At 70.0% G+C, this 12,694-nt stretch carries 12 protein-coding genes; 9 read left to right on the top strand and 3 right to left on the bottom strand.

Annotated features, from left to right (window positions below; all coding sequences use genetic code 11):
- Window positions 1–60: 60 nt before the first annotated feature.
- Entirely contained in the window at window positions 61–1,146 is a 1,086-nt protein-coding gene (locus E6G06_17430; GenBank protein ID TML87683.1) for a hypothetical protein, read from the top strand.
- A 12-nt stretch (window positions 1,147–1,158) separates the two neighbouring features.
- On the opposite strand, the gene E6G06_17425 is transcribed toward E6G06_17430, so the two are convergent.
- Both E6G06_17425 and E6G06_17420 read right to left on the bottom strand, forming a co-directional pair.
- Window positions 1,159–2,274 (bottom strand): acyl-CoA dehydrogenase, encoded by a 1,116-nt coding sequence (locus tag E6G06_17425; GenBank protein TML87682.1) that lies wholly within the window; start codon window positions 2,272–2,274, stop codon window positions 1,159–1,161.
- Between the two features lie 9 nt (window positions 2,275–2,283).
- A complete protein-coding gene (locus E6G06_17420; GenBank protein TML87681.1) occupies window positions 2,284–3,471 on the bottom strand; it encodes an acyl-CoA dehydrogenase in 1,188 nt (395 codons plus the stop codon).
- Window positions 3,472–3,502: 31 nt separating this feature from the next.
- On the opposite strand from E6G06_17420, the gene E6G06_17415 reads away from it, so the two are divergent.
- From E6G06_17415 to E6G06_17405, 3 genes are read left to right on the top strand one after another with little or no spacing between them, the layout of a single operon-like run.
- The gene (locus E6G06_17415) at window positions 3,503–4,105 is read left to right on the top strand and encodes an MBL fold metallo-hydrolase (protein TML87680.1); all 603 of its coding nucleotides are present in this window, start codon (window positions 3,503–3,505) and stop codon (window positions 4,103–4,105) included.
- Entirely contained in the window at window positions 4,102–4,476 is a 375-nt protein-coding gene (locus tag E6G06_17410) for a hypothetical protein (GenBank protein ID TML87679.1), read from the top strand. The genes E6G06_17415 and E6G06_17410 overlap by 4 nt, the downstream gene beginning before the upstream one ends.
- A complete protein-coding gene (locus tag E6G06_17405; protein ID TML87678.1) occupies window positions 4,473–5,552 on the top strand; it encodes a hypothetical protein in 1,080 nt (359 codons plus the stop codon). Before E6G06_17410 ends, E6G06_17405 begins: the two co-directional genes overlap by 4 nt.
- Window positions 5,553–5,748: 196 nt before the next feature.
- Here E6G06_17405 and E6G06_17400 read toward each other — a convergent pair whose 3' ends face one another.
- Window positions 5,749–7,884, bottom strand: a complete 2,136-nt coding sequence (locus tag E6G06_17400) for an amylo-alpha-1,6-glucosidase (GenBank protein ID TML87677.1) — start codon at window positions 7,882–7,884, stop codon at window positions 5,749–5,751.
- Between the two features lie 76 nt (window positions 7,885–7,960).
- Here E6G06_17400 and sufC point away from each other — a divergent pair, with 76 nt between their 5' ends.
- The 5 genes from sufC to E6G06_17375 all read left to right on the top strand — a co-directional run bounded on the left by sufC (window position 7,961) and on the right by E6G06_17375 (window position 12,683).
- Window positions 7,961–8,704: a Fe-S cluster assembly ATPase SufC gene (sufC, locus tag E6G06_17395; protein ID TML87676.1), complete on the top strand. Its 744-nt coding sequence runs from the start codon at window positions 7,961–7,963 to the stop codon at window positions 8,702–8,704.
- On the top strand, window positions 8,695–9,957 hold the full coding sequence (gene sufS, locus E6G06_17390; GenBank protein TML87675.1) for a SufS family cysteine desulfurase: 1,263 nt from the start codon (window positions 8,695–8,697) through the stop codon (window positions 9,955–9,957). Before sufC ends, sufS begins: the two co-directional genes overlap by 10 nt.
- 10 nt (window positions 9,958–9,967) lie before the next feature.
- On the top strand, window positions 9,968–10,477 hold the full coding sequence (locus tag E6G06_17385) for an SUF system NifU family Fe-S cluster assembly protein (GenBank protein TML87674.1): 510 nt from the start codon (window positions 9,968–9,970) through the stop codon (window positions 10,475–10,477).
- Window positions 10,478–10,584: 107 nt separating this feature from the next.
- A complete protein-coding gene (locus E6G06_17380; GenBank protein TML87716.1) occupies window positions 10,585–11,403 on the top strand; it encodes an isocitrate lyase/PEP mutase family protein in 819 nt (272 codons plus the stop codon).
- On the top strand, window positions 11,400–12,683 hold the full coding sequence (locus E6G06_17375) for an MFS transporter (GenBank protein ID TML87673.1): 1,284 nt from the start codon (window positions 11,400–11,402) through the stop codon (window positions 12,681–12,683). The genes E6G06_17380 and E6G06_17375 overlap by 4 nt, the downstream gene beginning before the upstream one ends.
- Window positions 12,684–12,694 lie beyond the last annotated feature (11 nt).

Genomic DNA, 12,694 nt, shown 5'->3' with positions numbered 1-12,694 from the left:
TAGTCAAGCGACCGGCGGTCGCCATCCGTCGGCCGACCCCGCGCCGAACGTCACGGTGCCATGGGTCGAAGGTCCGCGTCTGCAGGGATGACGACCCGTACCGTCGGCTCGGTGAGGCGATCGACGCGCCCGCGGCTGACGCTCCTGGCCATCGCCGTGGTCATCACAGCAGTTACGGGTGCGCTCGCGTCGTGCGCGGCACCCACGTCGGAGGTCACGCCTTACCCGCGCGACCGCGAGCTGCGCATCAACCAGCTGCAGGCCGTCGGCACCCAGAACAGCTACCACCTCCGTCCGCCCGGCGAGGCCGTGGCCCCCGAGTGGGACTACGCGCACCCGCCGCTCGAGCGCCAGCTCGACGAGGGCGTGCGCCAGTTGGAGCTCGACGTCCACTATGCGAGCGACAATCGCTTCCACGTGTTCAACGTGCCCCACCGCGACGAGAGCACGACCTGCGCGCTCCTACGCGACTGCCTGCGCGCGGTGCGCGAGTGGTCGGTGCAGCATCCGCTCCACCATCCCATCGTCGTGCTGATCCAACCCCAGGACGAGCTCGACCCGCTCAAGATCGACGGCCACTACGACGAGCTCGACGCCGAAGTCCGCTCGATCGTGCCCCGTGACCGCATCATCACCCCCGACGACGTCCGCGCCGGACGGCGCACCCTCACGGAAGCCGTGCGCTCGGGCGGATGGCCGACGTTGAGCGAGTCACGCGGACGCATCCTGTTCGTCCTCGCCGACGAGGGCCGGCATCGCGCCGCCTATTCCCGCGGGGGCACGAGCCTCGATGGCCGCGTCATGTTCGTGTATGGCGAGGACGGCGGGCCGCTCGACGCGATCCGCAACGTTCCCGACCCGATCAAGGGCGAGTCCGAGATCCGTCGGCTCGTCGGCGAGGGCGATCTAGTGCGCACGCAGGCCGACGACGGCGGGCTGGAGGCCCGCATCGGCGACACCACCCGCGTGCAGGCCGCGCTGCGCAGCGGCGCGCAGCTCATCAGCACCGACTACCCGACGCCGTCCGATCTCACCGACTACCTCGTCGCCATCCCCGCCGGCGAGCCTTCCCGATGCGACCCCGCGTCGGCCCCACGGGCATGCACATCGCTCGACATCGAGAACCCGCGGTTCCTCGCGCCTTGAACCGCAAGCGGTTCAGATACCGATGCGCTGAGCCAGCAGCTCGCGGTGGTACGTCGGGTCGCCAAACAGGAGCTCGGACGACTTGGCCCGCTTGAAGTAGAGGTGGGCGTCGTGCTCCCACGTGAAGCCGATGCCACCGTGGATCTGGATGTTCTCGGCCGCGGCGTGGAAGTACGCATCCGAGCAGTAGGCCTTGGCGAGCGAGGCGACCACCGGTAGCTCGTCGTTCAGCTCGGCCGCCGCCCAGCCCGCGTAGTACGCAGCCGACTTGGCCGACTCGACCTCGAGCAGCATGTCGGCGCACTTGTGCTTGATCGCCTGGAAGCTGCCGATGGGCCGGCCGAACTGCACCCGCACCTTGGCGTACTCGACCGACATCTCCAGCACCTTCTGCGCCCCTCCGACCTGCTCGGCGGCGAGCGCGACGGCCGCGAGGTCGAGCATGCGCGACAGCGTGTCCCAGCCGGCTCCCTCGGTGCCGAGGAGCTTGGCGGAGACACCTGAGAGCTCGAGGCGCGCCTGCTTGCGCGTCTGGTCCATCGTCGTCAGCGCCGTGCGCGTGAGGCCGCTCGCGTCGCCCCCGACCGTGAACAGCGAGACACCCTTGTCGGTGCGCGCCGCGACGATGATGACGTTGGCGGTGTGTCCGTCGATGACGAACATCTTGTGGCCGTCGAGCGTCCAGCCGTCGCCTGACTTCGTCGCCGTCATGGTGATGCCGTCGGCGTCCCATCGGCCGCTGTCCTCGGTGAACGCGACGGTGGCGATGGTGTCGCCGCTCGCGATGCCCGGCAGCAGCTCCTTCTTGGCGGCGTCGTCACCCGAGTGCAGGACGGCGTTGGCGGCCAACGCGACGGTGGAGAAGTAGGGCGCGCAGAGCAGGGCGCGACCCATCTCCTCGAGCACCACGACGAGCTCGATGTAGCCGTAGCCCGATCCGCCGTACTCCTCGGGGACCGCGAGGCCCTGCAGACCGAGCTGGCTGCCCATCTGGCCCCATACGTCGGGGTCGTAGCCCTCGGTGGTCTCCATCAGGCGCCGCACCTCGGCGGACGGCGACTTCTGCTCGAGGAAGCTGCGGACGGTCCTGCGGAGCTCTTCCTGCTCCTCGCTGAACGCGAAGTTCACATGGTCTCCCTACGAAACGGCGGGCTCTCGGGGCAACCCGAGCACCCGCTCACCGATGATGTTCTTCTGGATCTCCGTCGAGCCCGTGTAGATCGTCTCGGCCCGGCTCTCGAGGAACGTCTTCTGGAACCCGTCCGGCTCGTACGTCGCGCTCGAACTCAGCACCTCGGACCACGGGCCCATCAGCTGCATCTCCATCTCGCCGAGGTTGCGGTGCCAGGTCGACCAGTAGAGCTTGCTGATCGAGGCCTCCGGGCCGGGGCTGCCGGTGGCGAGCATGGTGGTCAGCGCCCGGAAGCCGTTGTAGCGCATGATCTGCAGACCGATGTAGGCGTCGGCCAGCTGCTGGCGCACGAGCGGGTCGCCGGTGAGGCCCTGCTTGCGGGCGAACTCGATGACGCGCTGCATCTCGCTTCCGAACTGGAGCTGGCGCGAGAGGAACGCGGTACCGCGCTCGAACCCGAGCGTGCCCATGGCGACCTTCCAGCCGTTGTGGACCCCGCCCACCACCAGATCGGCGCTCGTGCGCGCGTCGGTGAAGAAGACCTCGTTGAACTCGGCCGAGCCCGTCAGCTGCTTCAGCGGCTTCACGTCGACGCCGGGCTGGCGCATGGGACAGAGCAGGAACGAAAGGCCTTTGTGCTTCGGAGCGTCGGGGTCGGTACGGCACACGACGAAGCACCAGTCGGCGTGGTGGGCGAGGGTGGTCCACACCTTCTGGCCGTTGATCACCCACTCCTCGCCGTCGAGCACGGCGCGCGTCTTGATGTTGGCCAGGTCGGAGCCGGCGTCGGGCTCGCTGAAGCCCTGGCACCAGAGCTCGGTGGACTGCAGGATGCCGGGGAGGAACCGCGCCTTCTGCTCGTCGGAGCCGAAGGCGATGATCGTGGGACCGAGCAGGCCCTCGCCGAAGAAGCTCACCCGTGCGGGTGCGTGGGCCAGCGCGTACTCCTCGTTGAAGATCAGCTCCTGGGTGACGGTGGCCCCTCGGCCCCCGACGGCCTCGGGCCAGGCCAGCCCGATCCAGCCGCCCTTGCCGAGCTCCTTCTCCCACTCCAGCCGGACGTCCCAGCCCGTCTCGTCGGCCGGCCCCCCGACGTCGCCGATCGCGGCATACTCACCGACGAGGTGCTCGCCCAGCCAGGCACGAACCTCGGCGCGGAAGGCCTCGTCTTCGGGGCTGAAGCGGAAGTCCACTCCATGAGTTTTACTAGACCGGGCGGTCAAGATGCACTACGAGGACACGCAAGCCGAGATCACCAAGCTCGTCGTCGGGCCTATGGACAACAACGTTTTCGTCGTCCGCTGCAGGCAGACGGGCGAGGCCGTGCTGCTCGACGCGGCCAACGAGCACGAGAAGCTGCTCGAGCTGTGCGAGCGGCTCAACGTGCGCAAGGTGCTCGAGACCCACGGCCACTGGGATCACATCCAGGCGGTTCCCGCGGTGCGCGACGCGGGCTACGAGGTCGGCGTCACCCAGGCCGACGCAGCCATGCTCCCGTCCTACGACTTCGTGCTCGAGGACGATTCGGTGATCCACGTGGGCCGGCTGCGCCTCCACACCACGCTCACGCCCGGCCACACGCCCGGGTCGATGTGCTTCCGCATCGAAGGCTCGCCGGTGCTGCTCGCGGGCGACACCCTGTTCCCCGGCGGCCCGGGCAACACGTCGTTCGAGGGCGGCGACTTCGACACCATCATCCGCTCCATCGACGATCGCCTGTTCTCCAAGCTCCCCGACGACACGATCGTCATGCCCGGCCACGGCGACGACACCACGATCGGCGCGGAGCGACCCCATCTGCAGGAGTGGGTCGACCGGGGCTGGTGACCGCGCTCCCGTACGACCAGCGGCCGGACGACGCGACACCCGTCCACACCATCGACCTCCCGGCCACACCGCAGCGCGACCGCAACATCCCGGCGACCGCATGGGTCGAAGCACCCCCGGCCCTCCTCCGGGCGGGCGACGACTTCGGCGGCCCGGTTGCGCACTACAAGCGCCGCATCGGCCGCTGGCTGCTGTGGCGCTCGGGGCCCGCGTCGCACGCCGACGCGCGCTACCTGGCGGTCGCAGCCGACGACCTCGACACGACATACGCGTTCCGACTCTTCGCCGACGGCACGGGCGAGGGGACCGGGCCGAGCGGCTCCGCGCACACACGGTTCCGGAGCTGGAAGGAGGACCTGAGGGACTCATGACGACCATCGAGGCACCCGAAGGCGAGGAGGCGCTGACCGAGCTCATCCTGTTCCACGACCGCGTGTACGAGGGACGGAGCGCGTGGTGGCCGAGCATCACGCCCATCGAGCTGCCCACGCTCACCGGCGACAGCCCGTTCGCCGCAGGTCGTATCTTCCGTCCGCTCGTGGCACGGGAGGGTGACGACATCGTGGCGCGCGGTGTCGGGCTCGTCGACCAGCGCTACCTCGACCGTTGGGACGACGGTGTCGGCCATCTCGTCATGTTCGAGGCACTGCCCGGCGCGCGCGACGCGACGAAGCAGCTCGTGGACGCCGCGTGCGACTGGCTGCGCGAGCAGGGGATGACGGCTGCCCGCGCCGGATTCGGAGGTGGGTCCGACCTCCCGTTCGTGCTCGACGACTACGAGACGCTGCCGCCGATGCTCGTGCGCCACAACCCGGCCTACTACCACTCACTGCTCAAGGACGCGGGCTTCGAGTCGGAGCAGGGCTGGGTCGACTACCGGATCGAGGTGACGCCCGAGCTGGTGGCGCGCTGGACGAGCGCGCTCGACAGCGCCCGGCGCGCCGGCTTCGACGTCGTGCCGCTGCGCGACGTGGCCGAAGCCGATCGGGCCCCCTTGTTCACCCAGGTCTGGAACGACGCGTTCTACAACCACTGGGGCGCCGCGCCGTTCTCGGAGGACGAGGTCGCGCTCTTCCAGTCGTTCCTCGGACCGTTGGGCATGTTCGACCTGTCGGTGCTCGCCTACCGCGAGGACCAGCCCGTCGGCGTGCTCTGGGTGACACCCGACGCCTCGGCGGGGGCGACGCTCGCGCCGGGGCGCGAGCTCAGGCCGGAGGAGCACGTCAACTTCCTCGGTATCGGAGTGCTCGAGCAGGCGCGCGGCCGGGGTGTGAACCTGGCCATGGCGGCGTACTCGTACCTCGAGCTCGTCAAGACCGGGGCCACCCACCTGAGCTACACGTTGGTGCTCGACGACAACTGGCCCTCACGCCGCACCGCGGAGAAGCTCGGCGCCCACGTCTGCGCCAACTACATGGTCTACCGCCGCAACTTCTCCCACCGCTGACGCCCGCCCTCGAGCGGAAGGTGCCGAGACGCCGGTCGCCCACCGCGCGAGCGCGCGGGAGACGAGGTGCTGCGGGTGGCCCGCAGGGAGGGGCCCGGATGGGAGGGGTCCCCGCGTCAGCGGGGAGGGACCCATCCGGGAGGGGCCCCTGAGGGACAGGCCCCGCAGCACCGCGGGGAGAACTCGCCTGACGCGACTACGCGGTGAGCGGGTTGCGCGGATGACGAATGAGCTCGAGGTCCGGCGCCAGCCCCTCCACCTTGACCTCGTCGTGGTCGACCTCGACGGTCACGCGCGAGCCGGCCAGCGGGATGCGGTCGACGCGGAGGTAGCCGATGCGCCTGGGCAGCACCGGGTCGACCCAGACCTTGCCGTACGGCACCCACGGGTCGAGTCGGAGCAGCGTGCGGAGAAACGAGAGCGGTGCCGCCGCGGCCCAGGCCTGGGGCGAGCACGACGACGGGTAGCTCACCGGGAACGGCACCTCGTCGCGGCCCATCCCCGCGAACAGCTCGGGTAACCGGTAGGCCTGCTTGGCGGCGGCGTCGAGCAGGCCCATGACGACCCGTTGCGCGTCCTCGACGAACCCGTAGCGCATGAGGCCGGCGGCGATGATCGCGTTGTCGTGGGGCCAGATCGACCCGTTGTGGTAGCTGATCGGGTTGTAACCCGTCATCGACGCGGCGAGCGTGCGCACCCCCCAGCCGTTGAACATGTCGGCGGACAGCAGGCGCTCGGCCACGAGCGGTGCCTTGTCTTCGTCGACGATGCCGGTCCAGAGGCAGTGGCCGATGTTGGACGTGAGCGCGTCGAGCGGTGCCTTGTCCGCGTCGAGGCCCATCGCGTACCAACCGCGCTCCTCGAGCCAGAAGTCGCGGTTGAACGCGGTCTTCAGGTCGCGCGCCTTGGCGCGGAAGCGCGTCTCCGTGGCGGGGTCGTCCATCTCGTGGGCGAAGTGGGCGCGGGCCAGGTAGGCGCCGTAGACGTAGGCCTGCACCTCGCAGAGCGCGAGGGGGGGCTGGCCCAGGCGCCCGTCGGCGAAGCGGATGGCGTCCCACGAGTCCTTCCAACCCTGGTTCCGCAGACCCCGGTCGCTGGTGCGCTGGTACTCGACGTAGCCGTCGCCGTCGCGGTCGCCGAAGTGCTCGATCCACTCCATGGCGCGGTCGGCGGCGGGCAACAGGCTGTCGACCGCCTCGCGCGCCAGACCCCAGCGGCGCAGCTCGCCGAGCAGCATCACGAACAGCGGTGTCGCGTCGGCGGTGCCGTAGTACACCTGACCGCCGCCGAGCGAGAGCGACGGCGCGTCGCCGAAGCGCATCTCGTGGAGGATGCGTCCCGGCTCCTCCTCGGTGATCGGGTCGACCTGCCGGCCCTGGAAGCGGGCGAGGGTCTGCAGCACGCCCAACGCGAGGTCGGGGTCGACGATCAGCGCGAACCACGACGTGATCAGGGAGTCGCGACCGAAGAGCGTCATGAACCACGGCGCGCCTGCCGCCACCACCGCGCGCTCGGGGTAGTCGGGGTCGAAGATGCGCAGCGCACCGAGGTCCTCGGCGCTGCGCCGCACGACGAATTGCAGAGGCGTGAAGTCGGTCTCCACCGCGGGAACCGTCCGGCGCCACCGCTGCAGCCGTTCCTGGGGCTCGGCCCGCTCCACCGGCTGGCCGCAGCGATAGCGCGGCTCGACGACGCCCTGGTCCATCACCGGAGAGAGCTGCATGCACGTCGACCAGGTGCCGCGCGGCGGCACGATCACCTCGAACACCGCGAGATTCACGGCCACCTGTGCGGGCTGGCTGAACCGCACCTGGGCGCCGCGGCGCACTGCGCCCCGCTGCCATCCGAAGTCGATGCCACCGTCGACCGACTCGACCGTGGCGTCACCCGAGGGTTCGACGCGGCCCTCCTTGACGACGAAGAGATCCGCGAAGTCGGCGTCGAGCTGCAGCTCGACGGAGCAGTAGGCGGCCTCCTCGCCGTAGTTCGAGACGACGATGTCCTCGCGCATGCCCCTGCCGACGTAGCGGTAGCGCATGATCGTGAGCGTGCTGTCGGCCCGTCCGGCCCGGGGTCGGGTGCGGAGCACGAAGGTGGCGCTGAAGGGGTCGGTGCTGTCCGCGGTCAACGGCTCGGGCTGCTGGCCGTGGATGCGCAGCTCGAAGCGCGAGAGGAAGCGGGTGTCGCGGAAGAAGAGGCCGTGGGGACGGTCGGGCAGCACGTCGCCCGATCGGGAGGAGATGCAGAACGACGAGCCCTGGACGAGGGTCACGGTGCCGGTCGGGCCGCCGAGCGAGGGGCTCTCCCCCTCGAAGGTCCATGGATCGGCCATCTGCGCCACCCTACTTCCACGGTCTGTCCGCTCCAGGCTTTTCCCCTATGGCCGTAGTGCTAATAGAATGGTCGCCGTGAGCACGCCCCTCTTCGAAGTCGACGGGCTCCACGTCTCGGTCGAGGGCCACGAGATCCTCAAGGGCGTCGACCTGGCCGTCGAGCCGGGTCGGGTGCACGCCCTCATGGGCCCCAACGGCTCGGGCAAGTCCACGCTCGCCAACACTCTCCTCGCCAACCCCGACTACGAGGTCACGGCCGGCCGCATCCGCTTCAAGGGCTCCGACATCACCGAATGGCCGACCGACGTGCGCGGCAAGGCCGGTCTCTTCCTCGCCTTCCAGTACCCCGAGGAGATCCCCGGCGTCAGCGTGATCAACTTCCTGCGTCAGGCGTTGTCGGCCCGCAAGGGGATCGACCTGTCCGTGCTCGAGCTGCGGCTGGCGATCATGGACTGGATGAAGCGTCTCGACATGGACCCGGCGTTCGGCGACCGCTACCTCAACGAGGGCTTCTCCGGCGGTGAGAAGAAACGAAACGAGATCCTGCAGATGGCGATCCTCGAGCCTGAGTTCGCGGTGCTCGACGAAACCGACTCGGGCCTCGACATCGACGCGCTCAAGGTGGTGGCGCGGGGTGTGCAGGAAGTGCGCGCCGACCGCCCCGAGTTGGGCGTGCTGCTCATCACGCACTACCAGCGCATCCTCGACTACCTCGAGCCCGACGTGGTGCACATCCTCGTCGACGGCCGCATCGTCGCGACTGGAGGCCCCGACCTGGCCGTCCGCCTCGAGGAGGAGGGGTACGACGCATGGCGCTAGACGACTCCAACGGGTCCGCACTCGACATCGTCGCGATCAAGAAGGACTTCCCGATCCTCGAGATCGAGGTGCACGACGGCAAGCGCCTCGTCTACCTCGACTCCGCGTCGAGCTCGCAGAAGCCCCGCGTCGTGCTCGACGCCATGGAGCACTATTACGAGACGACGCACGCCAACGTCCATCGCGGCGTGTACTCGATCGCGGAGGAGGCGACCGCGCTCTACGAGGGCGCCCGTGCCCGCGTGATGCGGTTCATCGGCGCCCGCTCGCCCCGCGAGGTCGTGTTCACCAAGAACGTCACCGAGGCCATCAACCTGGTGGCCTACGCGTGGGGTCGCGCCAACCTGCACGAGGGCGACGCCGTGCTCCTCTCCGAGATCGAGCACCACGCCAACCTCGTCCCGTGGCTCATGCTGAAGGAGGAGCGGGGCATCGAGCTGCGCTTCATACCGATGGCCGCCGACTTCACGCTCGACCTCGACGACCTCGACCGTCTCGTCGACGGCGTGAAGCTGGTGGGCGTCACCGCCATGTCGAACGTGCTCGGCACCCTCACGCCGGTGCGCCGCCTGGCCGACGCGGCCCACGCGGCCGGCGCGCTTCTGCTCGTCGACGGCGCCCAGCTCCTGCCCCACGTGGCCACCGACGTGGCCGCGCTCGACTGCGACTTCCTGGGCTTCACCGGCCACAAGATGCTGGGCCCCACGGGCATCGGCGTCCTGTGGGCGCGTGAGGCGCTGCTCGAGGCCATGCCCGCCTTCCTCGGCGGCGGCGAGATGATCCGCGACGTGAGCCTCGACGGCTGGCTCCCCAACGAGCTCCCCTGGAAGTTCGAGGCGGGCACCATGCCCATCGCCGAGGCCATCGGCCTCCATGCCGCCATCGACTACCTCGACGGGTTGGGGATGGAGGCGGTGCGCGAGCACGAGGTCTCCCTCACGGCGTACGCGTTGCGAACCCTCACCCGGCGTCACGGCGATCGCATCACGATCTACGGCCCCTCCGAGCCCGACCAGCGGGGCGGGGTCATCTCCTTCTCCTTCGGCGGCATCCACCCGCACGACATCTCCCAGGTGCTCGATCAGCACGGTGTCTGCGTGCGCGCCGGGCACCACTGCGCCAAGCCGTTGATGCGCCGGCTCGGCGTGGCCGCCACTGCCCGCGCCTCGCTCTACGTCTACAACGACGAGGCCGACGTCGATGCCCTGGCCGACGCGCTCGACTCCACCGCCGACCTCTTCCTCACACCGTAGGATCCCGCCGATGCCCGGTCTCGAAGACCTCTACCGCGAGATCATCCTCGACCACTACCGCCATCCGCGGAACCGTGGAGAGCTCGACGCGCCACCGGCCCACCGGGTCGAGGGCTTCAACCCGCTCTGCGGCGACGAGGTCGTCGTCTATCTCGACGTAGACGAAGCCGGCGACGTCACCGACATCAAGATCAACGGCCAGGGCTGCTCGATCAGCCAGTCGTCCGCGTCGATGATGTCCGCCGCGGTGAAGGGCAAGTCCGCCGCCGACACCCGCCGCCTGATCCGCGCCTTCAAGGCCCTCATGTCGATCCACGAGCAGAAGCTCGACGGCGACGGCAACGAGACCGGCGAGAGCGAGGCGGTCGCGCCCGACCCCGAGGTCCCGCTCGGCGACCTCGAGGCGCTGCAGGGCGTGGTGAGGTTCCCGGTGCGCATCAAGTGCGCCACTCTCTCCTGGAACACCCTGGCCCAGGCGCTCGACGAGGCCGAGGCCGGCGCCGAGGCCAAAGCCGACTGACCCCCGCGCGCACTCGGGGCGGGTGACGACACGACCAGGCCCTACGCTGTCGCGCCGTGAACGGTGACCGGCTGCGTGCCCTGCTCGCCGACGGCGGATCGGTGCTCATGGCGGGCGTCTACGACGCATTGACCGCTCGCCTCGCGGTGGAGGCGGGCTTCGACGTGGTGTTCGTGTCGGGTTACTGCACCGCCGCGACCCAGTTGGGTCTGCCCGACTTCGGGTACCTGACGCAGACCGAGATCGCCGACACGGCCCGACGCGTGTGCCGCTCCGTGCGCGGCACCGCGGTCGTGGTCGACGGCGACACCGGCTACGGCAACCCGCTCAACGTCATCCGCACGGTCGAGCTGTTCGAGGAAGCGGGCGCGGCCGGCATCTTCCTCGAGGACCAGCAGTGGCCCAAGAAGTGCGGGCACATGGCGGGCAAGCGGATCGTGCCGGCCGAGGAATGGCTGGGCAAGCTCCAGGCCGCCGTCGACCATCGCGACCGTCTCTTCGTCGTGGCTCGCACCGACGCGCGGGCGGTCGTCGGGCTCGACGAAGCCTGCCGGCGGGCCCAGGCGGCCGCCGCCATCGGCGTCGACGCCGTCTTCGTCGAGGCGCCGGAGTCGACCGACGACATGCGCGCGATCGCGGAGGCCACACCCGGCTGCACCCGGGTCGCCAACATGATCGAGACGGGCAAGACCCCGCTCCTCACGCCGGGAGAGCTGCACGATCTCGGCTTCGACCTCGTCGTCTCACCGCTCACCGGGCTGCTCGCCGCCACCCGGGCGCTGGCGCGGGCCTACGAGGTGCTGCGCCGGGAGGGCACGTTGCGCGATCACCTCGAGCTCGTCACCACGTTCGACGACTTCGGGAGCGTCATCGACCTCGAGCGTCACTACGGGCTGGAGGCTCGCTACACCGACGCCGGGTCGTGACCAACGCCTCGCTGCGGCCCCTGCACCAGCGGAACTTCGCGCTCGTGTGGAGTGCGGCCCTCGTGTCGAACATCGGGTCGTGGATGCAGACGGTCGCGGTCGGGGTCTTCGTCACCGACGTCACCCACCAGGCCAAATGGACGGGCCTCGTGGCTGCGGCCGCCTTTGTACCCATCGGCTTTCTCTCGCCCGTGGGTGGGGCCATGGCCGACCGCGTCGACCGGCGCCGGTGGATGCTGCTCACGACCGTGGGCGAGACGATCTTCGCCGCGCTGCTGGCGCTCCTGGTCGGCCTGCACGTGGCCGGGCCCGGCGGGGTCACGGTGCTGGTGTTCCTCGGCGGGTGCATGACCGCGGTCGGCATCCCCGCCTACCAGGCGATGCTGCCCGACCTCGTCGCCAAGGACGACCTGCTCGCCGCCATCTCGCTCACGTCGGCCCAATTCAACTTCGGTCGCGTGGTGGGGCCGGCCCTCGCGGGAGTGGTCATCGCGCTGGGCAGCTACACGCTCGCCTTCGCGCTGAATGCGGCCTCGTTCTTCGCGGTGATCGTCGCGCTGCTATTCGTGCGGCTGCCGCCGCGGCACGCAGACGGCGATACCAGCGGCCTCTGGGCACGCATCAAGCAAGGGGCACGCACCGCCCGGCGCGAGCCCGGGTGCCGGATGGCGATCTTCCTCATCGGCGTCACCGCCTTCCTGCTCTCGCCGTTCATCGCGCTGGTCCCGGCGGTCGCGCTCAAGCTCTTCGACAACGAGAAGACGGGCACTGCGATCCTCATCACGGCCCAAGGCATCGGTGCGGTTGCCGGCGCGCTCGCGCTCGCGCCGCTCGCGGCGCGCTACGGCCGCCGGCGGGTGCTCGTCGTGAACCTGTTCGTGCTGCCGGGGCTGCTGGCGCTGTACGCCGCGACCCCGACGCTGTGGCTGGCCGCCGTCGCCCTCTTCGCGGTGGGGGCCGGGTACATCGGCGTCCTGTCGGGGTTGATGACCGTCGTGCAGCTGCGTGCCCCCAACGCCACGCGCGGACGCGTGCTGAGCCTCTTCATGGTCTCGCTCGGCACCGTGTACCCGATCGGCGCGGTCGTGCAGGGCGCGTTGGGCGACCAGATCGGCCTGCGCGCCACCACCATCGGCTGCGCGGCCGTGTTCTTCGTGCTGTTCGCCGCGCTCGTGCTGCGGGCCCCCCACCTCGTCGCCGCCCTCGACGACCCGCCGGCGGCCGACGGGCCGATCACCCCGCCCGACGAGACCTCGACCGCGGCCGCACCGGTGGCCTGAGTGGGCGTGGC

The organism is Actinomycetota bacterium (assembly GCA_005888325.1).
Lineage (GTDB): Bacteria > Actinomycetota > Acidimicrobiia > Acidimicrobiales > AC-14 > AC-14.
Note: the sequence above shows the minus strand (reverse complement) of the source record. Positions and strands in the feature narration are given on the sequence as shown.

Excerpts from the sequence above, each read along its gene's own strand:
- E6G06_17400 (TML87677.1), bottom strand. The coding sequence starts at position 7,884 with ATGGCCGATCCATGGACCTTCGAGGGGGAGAGCCCCTCGCTCGGCGGC.
- E6G06_17415 (TML87680.1), top strand. The coding sequence starts at position 3,503 with ATGCACTACGAGGACACGCAAGCCGAGATCACCAAGCTCGTCGTCGGG.
- sufS (TML87675.1), top strand. The coding sequence starts at position 8,695 with ATGGCGCTAGACGACTCCAACGGGTCCGCACTCGACATCGTCGCGATC.
- E6G06_17380 (TML87716.1), top strand. The coding sequence starts at position 10,585 with ATGGCGGGCGTCTACGACGCATTGACCGCTCGCCTCGCGGTGGAGGCG.
- E6G06_17430 (TML87683.1), top strand. The coding sequence starts at position 61 with ATGGGTCGAAGGTCCGCGTCTGCAGGGATGACGACCCGTACCGTCGGC.
- E6G06_17385 (TML87674.1), top strand. The coding sequence starts at position 9,968 with ATGCCCGGTCTCGAAGACCTCTACCGCGAGATCATCCTCGACCACTAC.
- E6G06_17405 (TML87678.1), top strand. The coding sequence starts at position 4,473 with ATGACGACCATCGAGGCACCCGAAGGCGAGGAGGCGCTGACCGAGCTC.